Here is a 22719-nt window from a genome sequence, read left to right on the forward strand (position 1 = left end):
GAACGGTCTGGACCTTGACCGCCTTGGCTGCGTTCCGGACCCCCGGTGACTGTCCCAAACGCCGACTGCGCGAGACGCCGCGGTCGGAGTCGGACAGCTCTTCAAGCCCGACCCAGGTTGGTTCGCGGCGCGACAGAGGCGCTCGTCGTGGGAAGGCAAGCGTAAGACTTGGGGGTCCGCGTCAGCCCTGGACCTGCTGAGGTTGGAAGATCCGGTCACTGACGTCGTTGCGGAGAATGTGGAACTGCCCCCCATTGCCGTTGACGTTTCCGTCCAAAACATAGAACCCGCGTCCGGCATCCTGGCCTCCGGCCGCACGGTCCAGGGCGGCGATCAGGTCCCGTCCCAAGTGGCCCTTCGGGCCAAGTGCTTTGATCTCAGCGAGCTCTTCGACCGTCAGCCTTGCCAGTACCGCATTGATTTCAGCCATAACGCACCCCCAGATTGTGCAGCGGAATATTGCCTGAGCTCACAGGCTAAAGCACCCCGGTTGACGCCACAAGGATTCCCTTCAATTCGGCCTCATCAGACAGCTGCCCCCGGCATCCGCTTCCCTGCCCGCACGCCCAAGGCCGTGGTTAGGTCGAAGATGAGGTCCCCCGAGTCACCCTCATTCGAACTACCCGATCCCCCGGGGGGCTTAAGAAAATAGCCCCCCCCGAAGGGACAAAGTCCACGCCCCACCTGGCCGGTGTGGGTGCCGACAAGCAGGAATCCCAACCTTCGCAGGAAGAATGGAAGCGATACCGGCATGAATGCCCCGGTCTAACCGCGACGAAGGACACCAATCGTGAGTAGCACGTTAGCGAACCTGCGGTTGTCGCCGGTGACCACGCACAGAGCCAGATCGGGCTTGCGCGCCAAGGCGTAGAAGTCGTGCCTGCCCACGTATGCGATCGGAACCGGATCGGGAAGCAGTTGCAGGATTTCCTCTTGGACCGCCGAGGGCAAAGCATCCGCACTCGGACTGATCAGCGTGGCATGCTCGACAGGAATAGTGTCAAGCACTACCGAAAGGACTTCCGGAACGCTGGGCGTGCCCGCGGTTAAATTCAGATGGACGGTCTGGGTGTTAGGGCCCACTGCCGTTTTGGCCGGATAGTGCCCGTCCGTCAGGAGCACCGTGGAACCGTGCCCGGCTGCGGCCAGGGCTGCGATCATTTCCGGGTGAGTGAGTCTTGCCGTGATCATCCCAGTTCTCTCCCGTCGGCGGCCTGCTTCCGCTCCGTCCTAGGCAAAGTACTGCCCTCCGTTGACGTTGACGGTGGTTCCGGTCACAAACGATGCCTGGGGCGAAGCAAGCCAGGAGACGGCGCTGGCGACATCTCCTGGGTTTCCGGCGCGCTGGACCGGGATGGAGGCGATGGTTGCTGACTTGGATTCGGCAGTGGTGAATGTGTCATGGAACGGTGTGGCCTGGATGAAACCCGGAGCCACGGCGTTCACTGTGATCCCCCGGGCGGCGACTTCCTTGGACAGGCCCCTGGTGAAACCGAAGATCGCCGCCTTCGAAGTGCCGTAGGCAACCGCTCCGGGGTGACCGCCGTTATGTCCGGCCAAGGAGGCGATGTTGATGATCCGGCCCCAGCCGGTACTCATGAAAGGCAGGGCATGGTGGGTGACGAGGAAGACGCTGTTTAGGTTGACGGCCATGACTTTGTTCCACAGGGAGAAATCCATTCCGTCGATGGGTGCCCTTTGAATGAGGCCGCCAATATTGTTTACGAGGACGTCAATACTGCCGAACTGGCTCCCGATATCGCTCAATGCTTGCTGAACGTCGGATTCGGAGGTTGCATCGAGTTTGACCGCTGTCAGCTCGCTGCCCGAAGCCTCCTTGATCTCAAGCTCCAGTTCCTCGTCCGGTTGGTGGGTGAGGTATGTGATAGCCACGCGCGCGCCGGAGCGGGCAAGTTCAAGGGAGATTTCCCTGCCGATGCCGACTCCTCCGCCGGTGACGAGGACGTTCTTATTAGCGAGCAAATTTGCCATTCGGATATTCTCCATATCGGTCAATTACGTGCCGGAGCGGATGTGGTCCGGCTGGACGTCCGGCCGGTGGGGCAGGCTGAAACAGGAAGGGCCTCTCAGTCCGCTGCGGGACCGCGGTCGCTTGAAGCCCTGATGATGAGCCTGGTGTCGACAGTGACGGACTCGGGGGTACCAGGCTGGTCGTTGTTGGCAAGCCTGTGGATTAGACGGGTGGCGCCCATGCGCCCGATGAGCTCGACCTGCTGGGCGACCACAGACATTGGCGGTTCAAGGTGCCGGGTCCAGACCAGATCGTCATAACCGACCAGGGCCACGTCCGACGGTATGCTCAGATCCAATTCCTTGAGCGCCGACAAGGCGCCGATCGCCATGTACTGATTCATCGCAAAGATGGCGTCCGGGGGATTCTTTAGGTTCATGAGTTTGAGCGTTTCCTGGTAGCCGTGCTGCTCGCTGGCGCCGCTCTCACTAGGAGCACCTATACGGATCAGCTCGGGGTCCAGAGTTCTTCCTGCCGCCAGGATTCCGGTGCGGAATCCGTCCATGCGGTCCTTCTCCGACTCGCTCACCAAGGGAAGGGCCAGAACCGCGATGCGCTGGGCTCCCTGGCCGACCAGATGGTTCACAGCATCTAGGGATCCTTTGAAGTTTCCGGACCGTATGACGTCGCATCCGCTGACCCCTTCCAGCCCATGGAGGAGCAGGACGACTGGCTTCCCCGCGTCGGCAAAGAGTTTGAGGGATTCAAGAGACTTACTGGCCGGTACCACCAGAAGACCGTCCACCTGCGAATCGAACATCAGCTCGATCGCCTGTTCCTCCCAGGTCGTCTGCATCTCCGTATTGGAAAACAGCACAGCGAATCCGTGCTCATGCAATACCTCGGCCGCCGACTTTAGCAGCAGCGGCGCAATGGGGCTCAGGATCGTGGGCATGACGATGCCGATGGTCTTTGTCTGCCGGGTGCTTAGACCGCGAGCGAGCCGGTTGGGCCGGTAGCCGCTGCGTTTGACCGCCTCGTTCACCCGACGGGCAGTCTCCGCACTTACATAGCGTGTCTGGTTGATGACCGCCGAAACGGTGGCAACCGAGACTCCAGCTTCGCTGGCCACTGCCCTAATCGTGGGCGCAGCTTTTTTCCCGTTCACAGTGGTCATCATCCCAGACCCAAAGCATGCGGGAGTGCCTGGGTCAGCCACGGGAAGAAAATGATCCCGATGAGTACGATGACGATCGCCGCGAGATACTTGACCATGGGCCGGGCAACCTTTTCCATTGGCACGCCGCCAATGGCGCACGCCGTATAGAGGCCAACCCCCAAGGGTGGCGAGAACAGTCCGAGGCCCATGGCTAAAATCAGCAGGATTCCGAATTGGAGTTCATTGACGCCCAGCTGAACGGCAATCGGCAGCAGCAGCGGGCCAAAGATAATCAACGCCGGCGCGCCCTCCAGAACGGAGCCCATCACAATCAGCATCGCCGTGCAGACCAACAGGAACAACCAGGTCCCATGCGCTTGGGCGAGTCCGACGAGCGACTGCGCCATCGTCTGCGGAACCTGCTCCGCCGTCAGCACGTAGGTGACCGCCTGAGCTGCCGCGACGATGAACAAGATCATCCCAGACAGCGAGGCCGAGCGCACAAGGAATGACGCCGTCATGCCCACTTTCATTTCCCGGAAAATCAGGCCGCCGACGACGAAGGCATAGACCACCGCGAAAGCGGCGACTTCTGTTGGGGTGGCGATTCCGCCGAGAATGCCGCCGAAAATGATCACGATCATCACCAGGGCGGTCGATGCCCCGCCTACCAGCTTCAGAATCTGCGATCTGCTCCGTCGCGGCACAATCGCGGCCGTACCGTCACTGCTGCCGGTCACCGTCTGGCCTGCGCGCGGGGCCGTGGTGACGGCGACGACGAGCAAGGCCAAGCCGATGACCGCCGCCGGCACAATGCCGGCGACGAACAGGCCACCGATCGAGAGGTTGGCCACGTATCCCAGGATGATCATGTTTATACATGGGGGAATAGTTTCCCCCATGATGGCCGTGGCAGCCAGCAGCGCCACGGCATCCTTATCGTCCTGGCCTGCCTTCCGGATCGCAGGCAGCAGGGTGGTCCCCACCGCCGCGACATCCGCGCTCTTTGACCCGGAGATCCCGGAGAAGAGTGCCATCGCCGCGATCATCACAATGCGCAGGCCTCCCCGGGACCGGCCTGCACCGAGCAAAAGAAGATCAATCAGCCTCTTGGACATGCCGTTGATTTCCATAACCAAGCCGGCCAGGACGAAGAACGGAATGGCCAGCAGCACCACGTTGGAAATACCGGATTCCATTTGCTGGGCAAACAGGGCGATTGGCGCGCTTCCGCCGGTCCAGAAGTACAGCAGGGCGCCCAGGCAGAGCGCGAACGCGATGGGAACGCCGATGATCAACGCTATGGCGAACCCCACCAACAACAAGACAATGGGCAACGGCGCTAAGTCCGGAAGCAGGTATTCCCACAGCCCCCAGATCGCGGCAACCGCGGTGAGAATGCCGGCTGAGGCGAGCAACGCCCGCGCCTTAAGCCGGACCAGATCGACGATGGCGAACACTGCCATTACGCCGCCGCTGATCAGAACGGGGTAGTAGTTGAAGGCTTCCGGGACGCCGCTGGCCATCGTCTGCCCCGCCACTGCGTCGATAATGGCCTGGCTGGACCAACACAGCGCCACGGCGACGATGACCACAATCCAGGCGATCAGGCCCTCATTGACCTCGCCCATCCAGCCGTGCAACCGGCTGCGCAATGCTGCCACCCCCAAGTGCTCACCGCGGGCCAGAGCCAAGGCTCCACCGAAGAAGCCGATGGTCACCAGCATCGTCCCGCTGATCTCGCCTGCCCATGCAAGGGGGTTGTTGAAGAAGTAGCGCGAAATGACGGAGATGAAGACCACCACCAGGCTGGCAACCAAGGTAAGCGAAGCGGCAATGGCGATGGCCAGTTCCAGCCCCCTGGCCAAACGGCCTTTTGCTACCGGTAAGACAGGGCCGAGCATGCCGCCCGGGCTGCTCAGCGGCGGCTCCGGCAAGGCCGCCACGGCGACGTTCAAGCGCTCTGTTGGAAGTCGCATGTTATCCCTGTTTCAGGATCTCATCGAGAATCGGCTTCGCGGCCGCATGTTCGCCCGTGAACTTCTCCCATAGCGGACTGACGAGGCTCTTGAATTCGGTCTTGTCGACCTTGGCTACGGTGACGCCCTTGGCTTGGAGGTCGGCCATGGCCTTCTTCTCAGCGTCCACCGCTTGGGTCCGCTGGAAGGTGGTGGCCTCTTTGGCCGCACTCATAAAAGCGTCCCGGTGCTCCGCCGGGATCTTGGCCAGTGTCGTGGCCGCAATGACCACCGTGAGGGGATTAAAAATATGCTCGGTCAGCGCGAGGTGCTTCGCCGTCTCGTACCACTTGTTCTGCAGGATAGTGGGCGCATCGTGTTCGGGCCCGTCGATCAGGCCAGTCTGCAGGGAGGTATAGACCTCCGTCGTGGGCAGAGGCGTCGCGACTGCACCCATCAGATTGACGGTGGCGATCACCTGCGGTGCCTGCAGGGTGCGGATCTTCATCCCGTGCAGATCACCGGGTCGGGCGACCGCATTCTTGGTCAGCATGTTCCGGGCACCGAAGTTGTATGCCCAGCCGATGATTTGCGCACCGCCTTTGGACTTGAGAATCCCCGAAAGCTGGTCCCCGGCACCGGAATCCAACGCCTTCCCGACACCGTCCCAGCTGTTGAAGATGTAACCCATATCCAGAACACCGAACTCGGGAGCGACCTGGGACCAGATCGACGAGCCCGAGATCATCATGTCCGCTGCCCCAAGTTTCAGCTGCTGCACCATCTTGGCCTCGTCCCCCAGCTGGCTGTCCGGAAAGTAGTCCACTGTGACCGCATCGCCGACCTTGTCCTTGAGAACGCTCTGGAACTTGTTGAACCAGGTGCTGTGAGCGTTGCCGGGCTGTCCGGACATCGACGAGGACATCTTGAGTTTCAACTGCCCCTTGGACGAGGCGGCAGCGCCCCCACATCCCGCCAGCAGCGGCACCGTTGCCGCGCTCAGCAACACCCCGGTCCCGAACTTAAGCACCGAACGCCTCGACGTTACGAATTCACCCATCGCAGATCTCCTTTGGTCCTGATTGGTTGACATCTCCAGCTGACGACTTCCGGAACTGACGTAACCGGTTACGTACGACCCAGACTTTGTTCCTCCGCTAAATTCGGAAGGAAAAGCCCTCGTTTTGCCTGCATTGCGGTCGAAATTTGCGCTTTAGTGACGCGGTTCTCAGCTTGGCGCAGGAGCAGGCCATGTGACTCAGCCCATATTAGCTAACCGGTTACGTGCGCGCAAGACTGCCCACAATGCGTGCTGACTCCAGGACTGTAAGGTCAGGTTTCGTCCATCAACGAGCATGCGTAGAGAAGTCAGTGGATGCGTTCAGGCGACGGCGTTGACCCGCTGCCCGGCGACCCCTTTCGGAGAGCCGGAGGCTCCTGGCGGCCTCCCGGATCGAGGCGATTATCCGGGCGTTGGTGACATCATCGACGCACATCCCCGGGTGCGCCGGCCAAGCACGCCGAGGCCTTCCGAGCGCCTTGAAATCGATGGAGGGCATGTTGTCGGCTGTGACGAGCACTTTGGCCCTGAGCGTGGCATCGGGATGACCGTGCGTGCGATCGGGTCGATGAAGCAGACTGGGACGGTGGCCGAGGCCCACACCGCCCCCCGGGCCTGGACCCGGCTGCTCGTACGACGACGACATCCGGGCGATCATCGAGAAGCACTTCCAAAGGGGTGGCTGGCCAGGAAGAGACCGGCTTTAAAACGGATTCAGCAACCGGTCCACGAACTGCCGGGTGCGTTCTTCCCGGGGGTCGCGCAGCACGGTGTCCGGGTGCCCGCGTTCGACCACAACCCCGTCGGCCATGAAGATCACCTCATCAGCGACCTCGCGGGCAAACGCGAGCTCGTGGGTGACCACCACCATCGTCCAGCCCTCGTCCGCCAACTCCTTGATGACTGTGAGGACGTCGCCCACCAGCTCCGGGTCCAACGCCGACGTCGGCTCGTCAAAGAGGAGGAGCTGCGGGCGCAAGGCCAGGGCACGCACGATGCCGACACGCTGCTGCTGGCCGCCGGAGAGCTCGAAGGGATAGCTGTCCTCCTTGTCCGCCAGCCCGACGCGGGCCAGCAGTCCCCTGGCCTCTTCAACGGCTTCAGCCTTGGAGCGCTTCTGGACTTGGACCGGGCCTTCGATGACGTTTTCCAGGGCGGTCTTGTGCGGAAAGAGGTTGTAATGCTGGAACACCATGGCGCTGCGGTCCCTCATGGCGGCCAGCTGCTTCTTCGGCACCGGCGAGGAAAAATTGACCGTGAGGTCGCCGTCGAACTCGACGATGCCGGGGCGTCGGGAACCTCGAGGCCGTTGAGGCACCGCAGGACAGTTGTCTTGCCCGAACCGGACGGCCCGATCAGGGTGACCACTTCGCCCCGGCGGACGTCCATGTCGATGGATTTGAGCACTTCATGCCGGCCAAAAGACTTGCGGAGTCCACACACAGTCAGTAGGGCGGAGGCGTCCGGGAGATTGGATTCAGTGGGCGACATAGCGGTCCAATCTCTTCTCAAGGACGGACTGTCCGCTGGCGAGGACCAGGCAGATTATCCAGTAGATAACGGCTGCTTCCAGATACAGCAGCATGAATTCCTGGCTGAAGGCCGCCACCTGCTGTGCCTGGCGGAACAGTTCGGTAACGAGGATCAGTGAAGCCAACGATGTGTCCTTGACCAGGCTGATGAAGGTGTTGGACAAGGGCGGGACCGAGACCCGGGCGGCCTGCGGCAGGATGATCCGCACCAGCGACTGGCGGCGCGACATGCCGATCGTGTGTCCGGCTTCCCACTGGCCCTTGGGAACGGACAAAATGGCCGCCCGGATCACCTCTGCTGCGTAGCCGCCCACGTTCAGTGAGAAAGCGATGATCGCGCTCCGCCAGGGACTGATGGTGATGCCAATCGACGGCAGCCCATAGAAGATGACAAACAACTGGACCAGGAGAGGCGTGCCGCGGATGACGGAAATGTAGATCCGTGCGATCGCGGAAAGGACTGGATTGCGGCTCAGCCGCATCAGGGCCACCAGCAGGGCGAGCAGCAGGCCAAGGCCGAACGATGCCAGCGCCACGGGAATCGTGCCAGTAATCGCGCCCGTCAGGATGGGTCCCAAGGAACCCCAGACGAGATCCCAGTTGATCGTCATGGCCTGGCGCAGCGTTCTTCGACGGTTTCCATCCCGCTACTTTGTGACGTCGGCGTCGAAGTACTTCTGCGAAATCTTTGTCAGGGTGCCATCGGTCTGCAGCTCGGTCAAAGCCTTATTGACAGCGTCGGTCAGGGTGGTTGAGTCCTTCCGGAAGGCGAAGGCACTCAGCGACTTGTCCGTGGTCTCGGCGGCAATCTTGATGCTGTCATCATGCGAGGTCTTTTGCTGGTCCAGATACGTGAGCTTGTCGTTGATGGTCGCATCGACGCGTCCCTGCTTGAGCAGCGTGATCGCCTGCGCCCAGCCTTCAACGGCCTGCACGTTGGCGCCACTCTGCTGCGCCAGCTTGTACCAGTTGCTCGTCAGCGACTGCGCCGTGGTCTTGCCCTTGAGGCTGTCGAAAGAATTGATGCTGTTGTTGTCGGACTTGGTGACAATTACGCCCGTGCTCACGGTGTATGGGGTGGAGAAATCGTACTTCGCCTTGCGTTCGTCCGTGATCGAAACCTGGTTGGCGACGACGTCGAACCTCTTGGCTTCGAGTCCGGCAAAGATGGCGTCGAACTGGGTTTCCTGGAACTCCGGCTTGACGCCTAGTTTGCTGGCGACGGCCGTGATGATCTCCACGTCGTACCCCGTCAGTTCGCCGCTGCCATTGGCGTGGAACGAGAAGGGTTTGTAGGTGCCCTCCGTGCCGACCTTGAGCACCCCTGCGCTCTATACATCATACATCGCTCATAGACGTGTCCGCGCCGCCTGCCGGTGCGGAGCTGGAAGGACCCGTGGACGCCGACCCGCATCCGGCCAGAGCTAGTCCTGCAATCAGGATGAGGCCGATTACGGAAAGTCGTGTGCGCTTCATGATGGTCCTTCGTCGAGGAGCGGCAAGGGCTTGCCAGCCCGGCCGCGTGGCGGCATTGTCCTTCCGACGATAGCAATACCGTCCCCTGGTTGCAGACCACGCGTGACAGAGTGTGACGCCTTGCCACGAGGCGGTCTTGACGAATACTCGTTTCAGTGATTGCCAGGAAGTCAGGGTCGCGGGCCAGAGGGGAAGACCTTGGTCGCGGCACATCGGTGATCCGACCGGTGACGGTCAGGTAATCCGGATCCTGTTCGGCGGCCCCACTCCGCGACGGGTGTCCCTTCCAGAGGACCGTGCCCAATTCACCACCGTGCCGCCGCGCCAGTCCGCTAGGTCGCTGCCTGCCTCCCCGTGGAACTATTCTCCACGACGTATACCTGACCTTCGGGCGCTTTCTTGTGTGATTCCGTAGTGTAGAAACGGACCTCGTGGCCGTCCGGGTCGACTAATCCGGGCAGAATCCATCCCAGGGAAGCGACCTGGACGCCGTGATGTAACTCCCCCAGCCGTGTCAGACGATTTGAAAGTTCATCGAGCGCGGACTTGGTTGGAACGCCAATGGAAAAGAAATCAAAGCCCGCCGAGGCCGATGCCTTGTCCACGTCCAACCTCAAGGCCAGCCTGGGTCCGCCTTGCGGATGATTCAGCGCGACGCCCACTACTTTGCCGTCTTCGCGGAACTCCATGGCTACGAAATATCCGAGTCGGCTCTGGAACCATTGGCTGCTGGCGTCCAGGTCACGTACAGGGAGTTTGAGATGATGCACGCCATCGAGAAGGGGAATATCGCTGTCCACGGCAGAATCCTTTGATCGACGTAGTGGTGCTCCAACGATAGGTCTCGACCATCAGATGGCGACAGTGTCAACGTTGAGGCTCCTCACATGTGTCTGCCGAGGCAGTGAGGAATTTCATCTGTTCGCTGCTCGAGTGCCGCGACGATCTCCCTGGATCCGCCCCTCCCTCCCTCCGGCATAGCTCTCTGTGACACCTCTGACCGAGGACGGCATCGATCCGGTCCTTGTCCCCGCTACATGTTCCAGCGTCAGGGCTGGAATCTGTAGCCGATGCCGGCTTCGGTGAGAAGGTGGCGGGGGTTGGCGGTGTCGGGCTCCAGTTTTCGCCGGAGTTGGGCCATGTAGACGCGCAGGTAGTTGGCTTCCTTTAAGTAGGCGGGTCCCCAGACTTCGGTGAGCATTTGCTGTTGGGTGATGAGTTTTTCCGGGTTCCTGACCAGGAGTTCGAGGATGTTCCATTCGATAGGGGTCAGGCGGACGTCGTTCCCGTCGCGGGTGACGCGGTGTTTGGCCAGGTCTACAGTGAACGCGTCAGTGATGACGACGGGTGCGGCTTTGTGGTCGGTGGTCCTCCGTAGCAGCGCGCGGATGCGGGCGAGGAGTTCGTCCGGGCCGAAGGGTTTGGTGATGTAGTCGTCGGCGCCGGCGTCGAGTGCCTCGACCTTGTCATCGGAGGTGTGGCGCGCTGAGAGCACGAGGATGGGGACAGGGTTCCAGCTCCTTAGCCGTTTGATGACGGTTGTGCCGTCGATGTCCGGCAGGCCCAGGTCCAGGATGATCAAGGCCAGCGGGTGCCGGGTCGCGGCCAGGAGGGCGGTTTCGCCGTCGGAGGCGGCTGTCACCGTGTAGCCGTTGGCCTCGAGCGTGATTTTCAGGACCTTGAGCAGGTGCGGGTCGTCGTCGACGACGAGGACGGCGGTCATGGCGTCTCTGACCGCGACGGGTGCAGAGGCAACGGGCGCTTCCGTTCGGTGAGGAAGGACTGGGGCACCACGGGTGCCTGCCCGGGCCAGTCATCCCTGGTTGCGCCGGTGGAGAGCCTGAGCCGGATGACCATGGTGAGCCCGCCGCCTGGTGTTTGTTCTGCTGTGAGGGTGCCTCCCATGGCTTCTGTGAATCCTTTGGCTACGGCCAGGCCGAGGCCGACACCGGTGGTTTGAGGGATGTCGTCGAGCCGTTGGAAGGGGCGGAACATTTCCAGGACGCTTTCTGCCGGCACTCCCCGGCCGTGATCGATGATGCGGAGTTCCCCGGCCGGATGGCCCGCCAGGGTTTCGTTGCTCAGACCGCCGGCAGCGCCGACGACGACGATGTCGGAGCCGGGCGCGTACTTGACGGCGTTTTCGACGATGTTCGCGATGACTCGTTCGAGCATGCCGGGGTCGGCGTCGATTTCGGGCATGTTCGGGGGCAGGTCGACGCGGACGCGGCCTGCAGGGGTGCCGTGCAGGGCTGCGGGGATCACGTCGGTCCAGCGCACCGGACGCAGAAGGGGCTTGACTGCGTCAGAGGCGATGCGGGACATATCGAGCAGGTTCCCTACGAGCAGGTCCAGCCGATCGGAGCATTCGTCAATCGTCTGGAGCAGTTCCTGTTCCTGTTCCTGGGTATAGCGAACGCTTTTTTGCAGGAGGCCGCCAACCGCGAGTTTGATTCCAGCAAGCGGCGTCCGGAGGTCGTGGGAGACCGCGCGCAGGATCGAGGTGCGCATAGTGTTGCTCTCGGCCAGGCGGAGGACCTCCCGGCGGCTGGCGGCCAGCTGCCGGCGCTCAAGCTGCGCGGCGAGATGCACGCCGAACACCGCAAGCAGCCGTCGCTGGCTGGCTGGCAGCGGGCGGCCGTAGAGCACCAGCGTCGTGGACGGATCGATCTGTTGGGAATTTTCGGTCCGGACCTCCTGAACGGCTGAGGCGGCTGTGTCTTTGGCAGCCGGGAGAGGTAGCTCGCCCGCGGAAGCGATGATCGTCCCGTTCTTTTCCGGGTGCCGGGTCCCGGTGTCGGTAACGTCGTACAGGGCCGCGCCGCGCATATTGAAGACGTCCAACGCCTGCTGCAGCAGGTCTGTCACGGTGTCCTCGGAGGTCGCCGTGCCACGGGTGAGGTCCGCGAGGGTTGTGGCCTCGGCACGTGCCCGGGCGGCCTCCTTGGAGCGGCGGGCCGAGAGGTCCACCACGATGGCGACGGCCGCGGAGACGCCAACGAAGACCAGGAGGGCGAGGACGTTCTGGGGGTCCTGGATGGTCAAGGTTCCCACAGGAGCGGTGTAGAAGTAGTTGACCAGCAGGCTGCTCCAGAGGGCGGCGAGGATGGCAGGCCAGAAACCCCCGATGAGGGCTACCGTGACCGCTCCGGTGAGCTGGATGAGCACGGCGGAGGCCACGTTCGGCTCCGGGTTCAGGGCGAGCAGGACTTGGAGCAGTATCGGGAGCAGCACCGCCAGGACGAAGCCGACGGCGACCCGGGCGCGGCCGAGGTCACGTTGACGTCGCGGTCCGGCGCCGCGCCCGCTCAGCGGGTGGGAGACCATGTGTACGTCGATGTCTCCGGATTCGCGGACCACCCTGGTGCCGATCCCTCCACCGAGCAGGCCGCCGAGGACTGAGGCGAGTTTCCCGTGCCTGGAGGTGCCGACGACGATCTGTGTGGCATTGACGCTGCGGGCGAAGTCGAGCAGCGCGGTGGCGGGGTCTTCGCCAGCGACGATGTGGTAGCTGCCGCCAAGGTCCTGGATCAAACGGCGCTGGGCTTCGAGCGCCTGGGGGGATTCGCTGGCGACTCCGTCAGCGGCGCGGACGTGGACGGCCAGCAGGTCCCCGCCGTTGACCCGGTTCAGGATCCGGGCGCCGCGGCGAATCAGGATCTCTCCTTCAGGGCCGCCGGTGAGCCCGATAACGATGCGTTCGCGCGCTGGCCAGGTGGCCTGGATGTCATTTTCGGCCCGGTACCTGGCCAGGCCTTCGTCGACACGGTCCGCGAGCCACAGCAGGGCCAGTTCACGAAGCGCGGTGAGGTTGCCCAATCGGAAGTAGTTCGAAAGCGCCGCATCGATCTTCTCCCGGGCGTAGATCTTCCCGTCGCCAAGGCGCTGGCGCAGAAGCTCCGGAGAGATGTCGACCAGATCGATTTGGTCGGCCCTTCGCACGACGTCGTCCGGCACGGTTTCGCCCTGGCGCACATCCGTGATGGACGCGACGACATCGCCGAGGGATGCCAGGTGCTGGATGTTCACCGTCGACAGGACGTTGATGCCGGCGTCGAGAAGTTCGTCGACGTCTTCCCAGCGTTTGGCATGCCGGCTCCCCGGGACGTTCGAGTGGGCGTACTCATCGACCACAGCGGTGGCCGGGGCCCGGCGCAGGACGGCGTCCAGGTCCATCTCGTCGAACTCCGTTCCCCGGTACGGCAGGCGCCGGGGCGGGATGATTTCGAGCCCTTCCATGAGCGCACGGGTCTCCCCCCGGCCGTGGTCCAGAGCGAAAGCGACCACGACGTCTTCGCCGCGCTTGAGCAGGCGATGGGCTTCTTCGAGCATTTCGTAGGTCTTGCCGACCCCGGGGGCGGCCCCTAGGAAGATCCGCAGCGTTCCACGTGCCATGCCGTCATTCTTCCACTTCGGGCACGCCGGCCTATTTCTGCCTGGAGGGTGCGGCGGCCACGTCCAGATTAAGCAGGGTGACGTTGACGGAGGGCTGGCCCAGAAACGCTTCGATCCCTCCGCTGGTATCCCGCTTAACGATCGACTCCACGGCAGCGGTGCTGAGCCCGTGGGCCGCAGCCACACGGGGAACCTGAAGCCGTGCATACTCCTGGGAGATGTGCGGATCCAGCCCGGAGCCGCTGGCCGTGACGGCATCAGCGGGCACGCCCGCGGCGGGGATGCCTTCGGCTGCGGCGACGGCGGACCTGTTGGCGGTGACGGCGCCAAGCAGTTTGGGATCGTTGGGGCCCAGGTTGGACGCCGAGGACGACGCAGGGTTCCAATTCACGGCGGAAGGCCGGGCGTGGAACCACCGCGGGTCCTGGACACCGGCATTATCCGCGGAGGCCTGGACGATCAGGGCGGAGGCGACCGGGGCTCCGGCGCTGTTCCTGATGATGGAGCCGTTGGCCTGGTAGGGTGCGATCAGCTGCCCGGCCCCGAAGACCGCCAGGGGGTAGGCCACGCCGAGGACCACGGTGGCCAGGAACAGGAACCGCAGGGCGGTCAGCCCCTGGCGGAGGTAGCCGGTGAGAGTGTTCATTGGGTTCCTAGCCGATTCCGGGGATAAGGGAAATCATCAGGTCGATGATCTTGATGCCGATGAACGGTGCGATCAGGCCGCCCAGCCCGTAGATCAGCAGGTTCCGCGCCAGTGCCTGATTCGCCGAGACGGCCCGGTATTTGACCCCGCGGAGCGCGAGCGGCACCAGGGCGATGATGATCAGGGCGTTGAAAATCACCGCGGAGAGAATGGCCGATCCGGGCGTGGCCAGGCCCATGATGTTCAGCAGGCCCAGCCCGGGGAAGACGGTGGTGAACAGGGCAGGGACGATGGCGAAGTACTTGGCGACGTCGTTCGCGACCGAGAAGGTGGTCAGCGCACCGCGGGTGATGAGCAGTTGCTTGCCGATCCCGACGATGTTGATGAGTTTGGTGGGGTCGGAGTCGAGGTCCACCATGTTCGCGGCGTCCTTGGCGGCGGGGGTGCCGGAGTTCATGGCGACGCCGACGTCCGCGGCGGCAAGGGCGGGGGCGTCATTGGTGCCATCCCCGGTCATGGCCACCAGCCGGCCGGCGGCCTGCTCTTTTTTGATCACCGCGAGCTTGTCTTCTGGGGTGGCTTCGGCCAGGAAGTCATCGACGCCGGCCTCGGCGGCGATCGCCTTTGCGGTGATGGGGTTGTCGCCGGTGATCATCACGGTCCGGATGCCCATTTTCCGCAGTTCGGCGAAGCGGGCGTGCATGCCCGGTTTGACGACGTCGGCCAGATGGATGGTTCCCAGGACATCGGCTTGGCCGTATTTGCCCACCTGGGCGACGAGCAGGGGCGTGCCGCCCTGGGCTGAGATGTCGTTGACCCGGTGCTCGACCTCGGCCGGGGTATGGCCGCCGTATTCGGCAACGAATGCCGCCACCGCGGAGGCTGCGCCTTTACGGATCTGGAGCCCGTCAAGGTCCAGGCCGCTCATGCGGGTGCTGGCGCTGAACGGGACCACCGCAAAGTCGCCGGAGGAGCGTTCGAGGGTGGCCAGATCCTGCCCTGTCACGCCTTTGTCCGCGGCGAGGTCCACGATGGAGCGTCCCTCGGGGGTTTCGTCAGCCAGGCTGCAGACCCGGGCCGTTTCGATGAATCGCATCCTCTGAATGTTGTTGGCGGGGAAGAAGTTGACGGCGCGGCGGTTGCCGTAGGTGATCGTGCCGGTTTTGTCGAGCAGCAGCGTGGTGATGTCCCCGGCGGTTTCCACGGCACGGCCGGAGGTGGCCAGCACGTTGTGCTGGACGAGGCGGTCCATGCCGGCGATGCCGATCGCCGGCACCAGCGCCCCGATGGTGGTGGGGATCAGGCACACCAGCAGCGCCACCAGGACGATCGGTGACGGCGTGGCACCGGCGAGCGAGGCGAAGGGGGCCAGGGACATGGTGACGGCAAGGAACACGATCGTCAGGGACACCAGCAGCACATGCAGGGCGATTTCGTTGGGAGTCTTTTGCCGGACAGCGCCCTCGACCAGCTTGATCATCCGGTCGATGAACGTCTCGCCCGGCTCGGCGGTGATGCGGACGACGATCCGGTCGGAGAGGACCCTCGTGCCGCCGGTGACCGAGGAACGGTCACCTCCGGATTCGCGTATCACCGGGGCTGACTCGCCGGTGATGGTCGATTCGTCAACGCTGGCCAGACCCTCGATGATTTCCCCGTCGGAGGGGATCACATCCCCGGCCTCGCAGATGACAACATCGTTGAGCTTCAGCTCCGTACCCGGGATCTCTTTGGTGGTGCCGTCGGGGAGCCGGAGCCGGGCCATCACGCCTTTGCGGCTTGCCCGGAGGCTCTCGGCCTGGGCCTTGCCACGGCCTTCGGCGATGGATTCGGAGAGCGTGCCGAACAGGACGGTGAGCCACAGCCACGCCGTGACCGCGATGCCGAACACGTTCGGCCGGTACAGGGAAATCGCCGTGCACAGGGCAGCCCCTGCCAGCACGGTGAACATGACCGGGGAATGGATCATCTGCCGCGGGGCGAGTTTCCGGACGGCGAGTGGCAATGCGGCGGCGACGGAGGCGAGCGTCAGTTTTGCCGGGGCCTTGGTGTGGTGCTTGTGCTCCCCCGGGGTGCCGAGGGGGTTGCCGTCGGCGTAGGTTGCGGCGGCGGTGTCCGTCCGGGACGGGGTCATTTGAGGAGTCCTTCTGCGAGGGGGCCCAGGGCAAGGGCCGGGAAGTAGCTCAGGGCGGTCAGGATGACTGTCACGCCCAGGAGCAGGGAGCCGAACAACCATCCGTGGGTGGGGACGGTGCCTGCCGATGCGGGAGTTTTCCCTTGACGGGCGAGGGAGCCGGCCAGGGCCAGCACCAGCGCGATCGGCAGGAAGCGCCCGAGCAGCATGGCGATGCCCATCATGACGGACAGGTACGGGCCCGAGGTGGTGATGCCGCCGAAGGCTGAGCCGTTGTTGTTCGCCCCGGAGGTGAAGGCGTACAGCACTTCGCTGAACTGGTGCGGACCGGTGGCCGGCGCGTTGGCCATGGCTTCGGGAAGCAGGACGGTGATCCCGGCGAGGGCCAACACCAGGGCCGGGGTTACCAGGATGTACAGGGCCGTCAGTTTCATTTCACTTGGGCCGATCTTTTTCCCCAGGTATTCCGGGGTTCGGCCGACCATGAGCCCGGCGATGAAGACGGAAATGATGGACAGGATCAACAGGCCGTAGAGACCGGAACCGGTTCCGCCGGGGGCCACCTCGCCGAGCATCATGTTCACCATCGCCACGCCACCGGCCAGGGGAGGCAGTGAATCGTGGGCGACATTGACGGCCCCGGTGGAGGTCAATGTGGTGGAAGCGGCGAAGATCGCGCTTGGTACCGGGCCGAAGCGCTGTTCGAACCCCTCCCCCAGGCCTCCGGCGGCCGCGGTCGCGGTGCCTTGGGCGGCAGCCACGGCCCAGCCCATCAGGGAAACCGACGCCAGCCAGAGCGTGCCCATGACGGCGATCACGGTGTGTCCCTGCTTCTGATCGCCTACCATCCGGCCGAAGGCGTAGGGCAGTGCGGAGGGGATGAGAAGGAGCAGGAACACCTCGAAGAGGCTGATGAACACATTCGGGTTCTCGAACGGGTGGGCCGAGTTCGCGTTGAAATAGCCGCCCCCGTTGGTTCCGAGTTCCTTGATCGCTTCCTGGGACGCCACCGGTCCCCCCGGAACGCTCTGTCCGATCCCGGACGCCTGGTTCACGACGTCAGTGGGCCAGAAGTTCTGCACCACCCCGCCGAGAACCATCACTAGGGCCGCGAGGAACGCGAGCGGAAGCAGAAGCCGGAATGACGTCCGGGTCAGGTCCACCCAGAAGTTCCCCAGCCGCTGCGTCCGGGTCCGCACGATGCCGCGGATGAGGGCGACGACGACGACAATTCCGACCGCGGCCGAGAGAAAATTCTGCACCGCCAGCAGGCTCATCTGTACGAGAATGCCCACCGTCGCCTCGGGAACGTACGTCTGCCAGTTCGTGTTGGTCACAAAGGAAATAGCGGTGTTCATCGCCACCCACGGATCCACCCCCGGCAGCGAACCGGCTCCCGGCAGGACACCCTGCAAACGCTCGACGGCGAACACGGCGAGGATGGAGACAGCCGAGAACACCAGAACGCTACGCAGGTACACCGGCCAGGTCTGCTCGGTGCCGGCGTCGATCCCGGCGAGCCTGTAGAACAGCCGCTCGGGGCGGCTTGAGGTCGTGCCCTCGAAGACCCGGACAAGGTAAACCCCGACCGGCTTATGCAGGGCCGCGAGAACCACCACCAGCGCGGCAACCTGGATGAGGAACGATGCAGTATTGAACGTCACCTCCTGGTCACCACTTTTCCGGGTGGATCAGGACCACGAGCAGGTAGCCAAGGAGATACAGTCCCGCAATCAGCAGGACCACCCACATGAGCGCATCGGCGCTCATTGTTCTTGCTCCGGCCGGTCATCGGCAACGCCGACCAAGCCGGCTACGAGGTGACCGGCCCACATCACAAACCCCATGGACACCATAAGGATTCCGATTACCGCCATATCGGCCATTGCAGGTTCCTCTCATCCGCACCCCGGAGGCGGGGTTCATCTCAGTCAATACCGGGACGGGACGGGACAGTAGAGTCCTAATGACTCCCTAACGCCGGGGACATGGATCTTCACGCGCTCTTAACACCGTATGCGGACACACGGCGGTGAAGTGCCCACTAAAACGGCTGCCGGTCAGGGCAGGCCCAGGAATGAAAACGTGAGACCAGAAACGGCCACAACTCGGGAAGCCCCAATGCTCAGCATTAGGCCAACGAGGGGCAAGCAGCGCCGGGGGTCACTTGTTGTCATACTGGTGTTCTAACTAGACCGCGTGAACCTGGAATGTGACCTTTGCCTGCGGGAGAACACTCACGGCGGCCGGAGCATTACAGCAGTCGAAGGATTCGACTTTGGGCGCTATCCGGTTAGGAATGCCTTCCGCGGGAACCCGGGGAAGACGTGGATCCGGTTACCGGGGCGCGGGCCCCCCAGTCTGGAGCGGATGGAGGATCAGATGGGAATATGGCGGGGAGTCCGCTTGTGGGTGCAGCCGGTGTCGTGGATGCCCGTCGAAGATATTGATGTCGAACCCGCGGCCGAAAATAGGGATTTCATTACAGTGGACGGCGGACTGTTCGACTACGCACCTTCAGCTGAGGCCGTGGTCCGCAGCTTCGAATACGCAGGCCAGACCGAAACGATCATGGACAGGGCTGGCAACCGCTATCCGCTGCTCGCTGGTGAACACGGACACCTCAAGCTGGGGCAATCCTCAGGAAAAGCGGATTTTGGTTGGCTGCGGGCGGCGTGGGAGACCGCGCAGCAGGAGAATCCCAAAAGGTACCCCTTGGAACGGGTGATGCCGGACTCGGATGCCGAATTTCTGACTTCCCTCTTCGAAGTGCTCCAAGAAACAACTACGGGGGCCGTCCAAGGCTGGACCTGGAAGGTGCGACAGCCCGGCCGGACGCTACATCTTGAATCCCTGGATGCGGTCAACGACCTGCTGCTCAAAGCAACAAACCTGCCAGAAACGATCGTCCAGGACCCCTACGAACACCTCTACCGGCCTCACCGTATGCTCCGGAGGACGCTGGCCCTGACCGACCGGCATTACCTCATGTATCGCGAAGAGTTCCCGCAGGACATCCCCGACACCTGAGCTTTCGGCCAGCTCCGGCGGGAATCGCCGGAAGACCCAGCGGTCCCGTGGGCGCTGAAGCCACGACGGCCTCCTCCTAATCTCCCGCGCTTGCTGGCATTGCGCCGTTCCAAGCCTCGTTCCGGGTCCGTCAAGCAACTTCTGGGGGAGGTAGCTAGCACCCACGGCCGGCCGACCGGCCCAAAGTGTGGGTTCTTCCGCTACCAGAGTCCGCAGACCGCCGTAAACCTGCGCCGTTAGGTCCCAGGATAGGGCTTTGTTCTCTGTCGCGGCACGAGGAGAGCAGATTCACTGAAGACAAGGGAAAGGTCAAGTTCACGACGCGGCGAAGGGAACGTGGTCCCCGTGAGTGGAATCATCCGGTTGCTGATCCAAACGTCATTGACGGCAGAGGAGCAGACACCCGCTCCTGCCTTGTCCGGCGGCCAACGGGACGACGATGCGAGAGCGAGAGTGCTCGACACACAGCCATCGCCCATTTCGCGGCTTTTGGGTTCAGTAAACCCGGTCTCGATGAGATCGCGAGTTCTGCCGGAGTCACCCCGGAAGACATCGTTGCCCTGTTCGGTAACGAAGACGGACTTCGCCGGACATGCGACGACCACGTCCTCCAGGCCCTGGTCGGGTGGGCACATGAAAAAGCCACGCTGGAGGGCATGAGAGTGGTCATGCGGTCCTATCAGGCTGACCCCCGCGGCTACCAGACACAGGTGAGCTACCTGGGACGCGTCGTGGCAGAAAACACTCCCGCTGCAGCCCGGTTCATCGACGTCCTCGTGGATGAAAGCGAAACAATCATCAGAGCCGGCATTACGGACGGCACCATGCGCCCCTCCGATGACCCGCGCGCACTGGCCGTCCTGATCACCACCACCGTGCTGGGCATGATGACCATGGCCCCGCACATCGAACGCGCTCTCGGACTGCCCGCATCACAGCAGCAAATGCTCCTCCGCCTGGCGCTGCCGGCCCTGGATATTTACACGCACGGTCTCTACACCAGCGACTCCTACCTGACGCTCGTCCGCGACGCCCTCCCCAGGCTCCAGCCGCCACAACATGAGCGACAAACACCCGGCTCCGGATCTTCAAAGGCGCCTTCCCAACCAGAAGAGAGCTAAGTGAGCACGCTCTCCTGAAAATTTGCCAACAACACGCCACGGACCACCGGGTGGGGGGCGAAGGTGGTGCCCCCCCCACCCGCGGCAGCGGCTCTTGACGGCCGGTCGGCGGGTTGCCCCGTCCATCATCATTTCCACTCAAATAGGAGGTGTTGCTGATCCGTGACCGCGGTGGCTGCGGATCTGCAAAGGGCCGGTCGGTTATGTCTTTGTTCCCTTCTGAAAGCAGTTTCCTGTCCAGAAGATCCACCCCGTCGCCGTGACCCTGGGCGGCATCGCCCTCGCCGCCTCCGGTTGCTCCACCGCAACACCGGGCCCGGCACCGCCGTGCCCACCGCAAGGGCTCCGGCCTCACCGGATCATCAGGGCGGGCTGGATCCACGACGAGGTCCACAACATGGCCCCACGCTTTGATGTTGAAGTCCGCTGATTCGATCACAGCCTCGCTCCTTGACTTTGGACCTGCGGCGGCAGCGTCAGCTTATTGGATGGACCCTCCCTGCCGGGAGAACAGCAGTTCCTTTGACGAGCAGTGGCGACGCAGGTGCTTCAGGACCAAAAGCGTCCGCGCAGGCCCGCGGGTCTCACCTGCGGTAGGGCAGGATGGGTGCATGAAGAAAATCCTGTTAATGATCCTGTGCCTGTTCCTGCCGTTCCTCGCGATTCTGATCCAGCAAGGGCCAAACAAAAAGGTCCTCTGGGCGATTCTCTGGCAGCTGCTCGGGCATGTGCCCGGAGTCATTTACGGCATCCTGGTCATCAATAAAGGTCCCGAGAAGAAGTAGCACCCGTTGGCGCCCGTCTAGGAGGGCAGGAAACGGTTCATCTCCGCGATGACTTTGTTCTGGCCGGAGAGGATCGCGGCGACCACGGGCAGGATCAGGATCAGCGTCGGCATGATCCCGCCGACGCTGTTGCGCAGCATCCCTCCGATGCCACGACCCAGGATGGCGACCAGTGCCAGGACGGCTCCGGGTATATTCCGCAGCAACCCGTCCTGGGTGAGGGCGAACGCCAGATGGTGCGGTGCCAGGATTGACTGGGGGGCCATGGTGCGCGCCATGTCCGCCAGCTTCCGATCATGGCTGTTTGAATGGAGACCAGTTCTGCAGTTAGAGTCGAGCCCACTTGGCGGCTCGCCGGTCGAGGAAACGAACTCAGGGACCTGCTGGGCTGCGACGCGGCGGGAAGAAAACGCGCACAGGGAGCACGAGCCCGATCACCGAGAGGGCGATGAAGACGACCTGGTGGATGTGATCCGTGCCCGGCGGGAGGTTTCCGAGCAGGTGGGCCAGCCAGAAAACAGGGTAGAACCAGAGCGCGCACCACGCCCACCGCTCGATGCGCCGATACGGCACCAGTACGATCAGCGCACCGAAAAGGCCGAGTCCGGTCGACGCGAGACCGCCCGCACGATACAAGGCGGCATCCCCATCCATCGGAACGACCGCGACCACGAGCCCAAACACGAGGATGCCCAAGCTAACGGTCGCGAGGCAGACCCAGCCAATCCGCACCGTCAGCTTCATACCGAGCACGGCGTCACCTTACACCCCGCACGGAATCCGACCACCATAGGTGCAGCGCCCCTAGACAAGGGGCCAGGGCGGTCCGGAGCCCTGCGGCCTGCCTGTGGCCTCATTGCCATACCTCCGCGAAGAGTGACTCGTTGCCTCATGTGACAACCTCCGGCTAGGCGGTGTCGTAGTGGCGGGGAAGGTGGGTTCCAGACGGTGTTGACGGGGTCTGAGGGGTGCGGTTTTCTTGGCCAGGGCAAGGCTTCCAGGACCGCGGTGAGGGCCAGAATCTGGCGTGAGAGGGCTGCGGGCCCAATTCGCTCGAAGGCGGCCTTTCCCAAGGAAGGGGGTTGACTCCCGTCACGTATGAGTATTTTCATCTATTTTCTTCAGAAGGCTGGCGACAAATTCTTGAGACGATATGGAATAAATTCGGTTTCTCCCGCTCGCGATGAAGGTGACGGTTCCGAATCCATGGAGCGCCGCCAGGTGGTTCGATGCCGTGCCCGCCCCCACTTGGAGGGCGGCTGCGAGCGTGGAGGGCGTGGCGGGTTCTTCAGCTAGCAATTGCAGGATACGGATTTTCCGGGGGCTGATCAGGATGCGTTCGGATACGTAGTCGGGATAGTCGTCCAAGGAATCCTCCATTGTGGGGTCGCCATTGCCTGCATGGTGGGAAGCACAGATCCGGGCATGACTGCCGTGTACGGCGTACCGCA

General features: G+C 63.2%; 20 protein-coding genes and 2 pseudogenes. 3 read left to right on the forward strand and 19 right to left on the reverse strand.

What is annotated here, in order from left to right; genetic code table 11:
• Window positions 1-181: 181 nt before the first annotated feature.
• The 16 genes and pseudogenes from ACP4XC_RS12740 to ACP4XC_RS12815 all read right to left on the reverse strand — a co-directional run bounded on the left by ACP4XC_RS12740 (window position 182) and on the right by ACP4XC_RS12815 (window position 18102).
• The gene (locus tag ACP4XC_RS12740; RefSeq protein WP_427170153.1) at window positions 182-430 is read right to left on the reverse strand and encodes a hypothetical protein; all 249 of its coding nucleotides are present in this window, start codon (window positions 428-430) and stop codon (window positions 182-184) included.
• Between the two features lie 335 nt (window positions 431-765).
• Entirely contained in the window at window positions 766-1191 is a 426-nt protein-coding gene (locus ACP4XC_RS12745; protein WP_427170155.1) for an RbsD/FucU family protein, read from the reverse strand.
• A gap of 39 nt (window positions 1192-1230) precedes the next feature.
• Window positions 1231-1992 carry an SDR family NAD(P)-dependent oxidoreductase gene (locus ACP4XC_RS12750; protein WP_427170157.1) on the reverse strand — a complete coding sequence of 254 codons (762 nt, stop codon included), beginning with the start codon at window positions 1990-1992 and terminating at the stop codon, window positions 1231-1233.
• A gap of 95 nt (window positions 1993-2087) precedes the next feature.
• Entirely contained in the window at window positions 2088-3104 is a 1017-nt protein-coding gene (locus ACP4XC_RS12755) for a LacI family DNA-binding transcriptional regulator (protein WP_427170159.1), read from the reverse strand.
• Between the two features lie 44 nt (window positions 3105-3148).
• Window positions 3149-5110 (reverse strand): TRAP transporter large permease subunit, encoded by a 1962-nt coding sequence (locus ACP4XC_RS12760; RefSeq protein WP_427170161.1) that lies wholly within the window; start codon window positions 5108-5110, stop codon window positions 3149-3151.
• Window position 5111: 1 nt separating this feature from the next.
• A complete protein-coding gene (locus tag ACP4XC_RS12765; RefSeq protein WP_427170163.1) occupies window positions 5112-6149 on the reverse strand; it encodes a TRAP transporter substrate-binding protein in 1038 nt (345 codons plus the stop codon).
• A gap of 703 nt (window positions 6150-6852) precedes the next feature.
• A pseudogene (locus tag ACP4XC_RS12770) lies at window positions 6853-7640 on the reverse strand (amino acid ABC transporter ATP-binding protein).
• Window positions 7627-8292 (reverse strand): amino acid ABC transporter permease, encoded by a 666-nt coding sequence (locus tag ACP4XC_RS12775; RefSeq protein ID WP_427170165.1) that lies wholly within the window; start codon window positions 8290-8292, stop codon window positions 7627-7629. Before ACP4XC_RS12775 ends, ACP4XC_RS12770 begins: the two are co-directional and overlap by 14 nt.
• A 36-nt stretch (window positions 8293-8328) precedes the next feature.
• A pseudogene (locus ACP4XC_RS12780) lies at window positions 8329-9157 on the reverse strand (transporter substrate-binding domain-containing protein).
• Window positions 9158-9489: 332 nt separating this feature from the next.
• Window positions 9490-9957, reverse strand: a complete 468-nt coding sequence (locus tag ACP4XC_RS12785; protein ID WP_427170167.1) for a VOC family protein — start codon at window positions 9955-9957, stop codon at window positions 9490-9492.
• Between the two features lie 248 nt (window positions 9958-10205).
• Window positions 10206-10880 (reverse strand): response regulator, encoded by a 675-nt coding sequence (locus ACP4XC_RS12790; protein ID WP_427170169.1) that lies wholly within the window; start codon window positions 10878-10880, stop codon window positions 10206-10208.
• Window positions 10877-13552, reverse strand: coding sequence for a DUF4118 domain-containing protein (locus ACP4XC_RS12795; protein WP_427170171.1), 2676 nt, complete (start codon window positions 13550-13552; stop codon window positions 10877-10879). The genes ACP4XC_RS12790 and ACP4XC_RS12795 overlap by 4 nt, the downstream gene beginning before the upstream one ends.
• A 31-nt stretch (window positions 13553-13583) precedes the next feature.
• A complete protein-coding gene (gene kdpC, locus ACP4XC_RS12800; RefSeq protein WP_427170173.1) occupies window positions 13584-14198 on the reverse strand; it encodes a K(+)-transporting ATPase subunit C in 615 nt (204 codons plus the stop codon).
• Window positions 14199-14205: 7 nt separating this feature from the next.
• On the reverse strand, window positions 14206-16332 hold the full coding sequence (kdpB, locus tag ACP4XC_RS12805; protein WP_427170175.1) for a potassium-transporting ATPase subunit KdpB: 2127 nt from the start codon (window positions 16330-16332) through the stop codon (window positions 14206-14208).
• On the reverse strand, window positions 16329-17996 hold the full coding sequence (kdpA, locus tag ACP4XC_RS12810) for a potassium-transporting ATPase subunit KdpA (RefSeq protein WP_427170177.1): 1668 nt from the start codon (window positions 17994-17996) through the stop codon (window positions 16329-16331). The genes kdpB and kdpA overlap by 4 nt, the downstream gene beginning before the upstream one ends.
• A 7-nt stretch (window positions 17997-18003) precedes the next feature.
• Window positions 18004-18102, reverse strand: coding sequence for a potassium-transporting ATPase subunit F (locus ACP4XC_RS12815; protein ID WP_427170179.1), 99 nt, complete (start codon window positions 18100-18102; stop codon window positions 18004-18006).
• A 612-nt stretch (window positions 18103-18714) separates the two neighbouring features.
• Between ACP4XC_RS12815 and ACP4XC_RS12820 the strand changes: the two genes are divergently transcribed.
• The 3 genes from ACP4XC_RS12820 (at window position 18715) to ACP4XC_RS12830 (ending at window position 21268) form a co-directional block, all read left to right on the forward strand.
• Window positions 18715-19362, forward strand: coding sequence for a hypothetical protein (locus ACP4XC_RS12820; protein ID WP_427170181.1), 648 nt, complete (start codon window positions 18715-18717; stop codon window positions 19360-19362).
• 656 nt (window positions 19363-20018) lie between these two features.
• Window positions 20019-20483 (forward strand): hypothetical protein, encoded by a 465-nt coding sequence (locus tag ACP4XC_RS12825; RefSeq protein ID WP_427170183.1) that lies wholly within the window; start codon window positions 20019-20021, stop codon window positions 20481-20483.
• A gap of 611 nt (window positions 20484-21094) precedes the next feature.
• Window positions 21095-21268 (forward strand): YqaE/Pmp3 family membrane protein, encoded by a 174-nt coding sequence (locus ACP4XC_RS12830; protein WP_427170185.1) that lies wholly within the window; start codon window positions 21095-21097, stop codon window positions 21266-21268.
• A gap of 17 nt (window positions 21269-21285) precedes the next feature.
• Here the strand turns inward: ACP4XC_RS12830 and ACP4XC_RS12835 are convergent, their stop codons facing one another.
• The 3 genes from ACP4XC_RS12835 to ACP4XC_RS12845 form a co-directional block, all read right to left on the reverse strand.
• Complete coding sequence (locus ACP4XC_RS12835; protein ID WP_427170187.1) at window positions 21286-21534, reverse strand: hypothetical protein; 249 nt, start codon at window positions 21532-21534, stop codon at window positions 21286-21288.
• A gap of 106 nt (window positions 21535-21640) precedes the next feature.
• Window positions 21641-22021 (reverse strand): hypothetical protein, encoded by a 381-nt coding sequence (locus ACP4XC_RS12840; protein WP_427170189.1) that lies wholly within the window; start codon window positions 22019-22021, stop codon window positions 21641-21643.
• A 339-nt stretch (window positions 22022-22360) separates the two neighbouring features.
• Window positions 22361-22636, reverse strand: coding sequence for an ArsR/SmtB family transcription factor (locus ACP4XC_RS12845; protein WP_427170191.1), 276 nt, complete (start codon window positions 22634-22636; stop codon window positions 22361-22363).
• Window positions 22637-22719: the final 83 nt, after the last annotated feature.

Origin of the sequence: Arthrobacter sp. 92, assembly GCF_050260325.1 — a bacterium.
Lineage (GTDB): Bacteria > Actinomycetota > Actinomycetes > Actinomycetales > Micrococcaceae > Arthrobacter.

Bases quoted from the DNA above. Each gene is read 5' to 3' on its own strand.
- ACP4XC_RS12740 (WP_427170153.1), bottom strand. From the start codon at position 430: ATGGCTGAAATCAATGCGGTACTGGCAAGGCTGACGGTCGAAGAGCTC.
- ACP4XC_RS12745 (WP_427170155.1), bottom strand. From the start codon at position 1,191: ATGATCACGGCAAGACTCACTCACCCGGAAATGATCGCAGCCCTGGCC.
- ACP4XC_RS12750 (WP_427170157.1), bottom strand. From the start codon at position 1,992: ATGGCAAATTTGCTCGCTAATAAGAACGTCCTCGTCACCGGCGGAGGA.
- ACP4XC_RS12760 (WP_427170161.1), bottom strand. From the start codon at position 5,110: ATGCGACTTCCAACAGAGCGCTTGAACGTCGCCGTGGCGGCCTTGCCG.
- ACP4XC_RS12765 (WP_427170163.1), bottom strand. From the start codon at position 6,149: ATGGGTGAATTCGTAACGTCGAGGCGTTCGGTGCTTAAGTTCGGGACC.
- ACP4XC_RS12775 (WP_427170165.1), bottom strand. From the start codon at position 8,292: ATGACGATCAACTGGGATCTCGTCTGGGGTTCCTTGGGACCCATCCTG.
- ACP4XC_RS12790 (WP_427170169.1), bottom strand. From the start codon at position 10,880: ATGACCGCCGTCCTCGTCGTCGACGACGACCCGCACCTGCTCAAGGTC.
- ACP4XC_RS12795 (WP_427170171.1), bottom strand. From the start codon at position 13,552: ATGGCACGTGGAACGCTGCGGATCTTCCTAGGGGCCGCCCCCGGGGTC.
- kdpC (WP_427170173.1), bottom strand. From the start codon at position 14,198: ATGAACACTCTCACCGGCTACCTCCGCCAGGGGCTGACCGCCCTGCGG.
- kdpB (WP_427170175.1), bottom strand. From the start codon at position 16,332: ATGACCCCGTCCCGGACGGACACCGCCGCCGCAACCTACGCCGACGGC.
- ACP4XC_RS12815 (WP_427170179.1), bottom strand. From the start codon at position 18,102: ATGAGCGCCGATGCGCTCATGTGGGTGGTCCTGCTGATTGCGGGACTG.
- ACP4XC_RS12820 (WP_427170181.1), top strand. From the start codon at position 18,715: ATGGGAATATGGCGGGGAGTCCGCTTGTGGGTGCAGCCGGTGTCGTGG.
- ACP4XC_RS12825 (WP_427170183.1), top strand. From the start codon at position 20,019: ATGAGAGTGGTCATGCGGTCCTATCAGGCTGACCCCCGCGGCTACCAG.
- ACP4XC_RS12830 (WP_427170185.1), top strand. From the start codon at position 21,095: ATGAAGAAAATCCTGTTAATGATCCTGTGCCTGTTCCTGCCGTTCCTC.
- ACP4XC_RS12835 (WP_427170187.1), bottom strand. From the start codon at position 21,534: ATGGCCCCCCAGTCAATCCTGGCACCGCACCATCTGGCGTTCGCCCTC.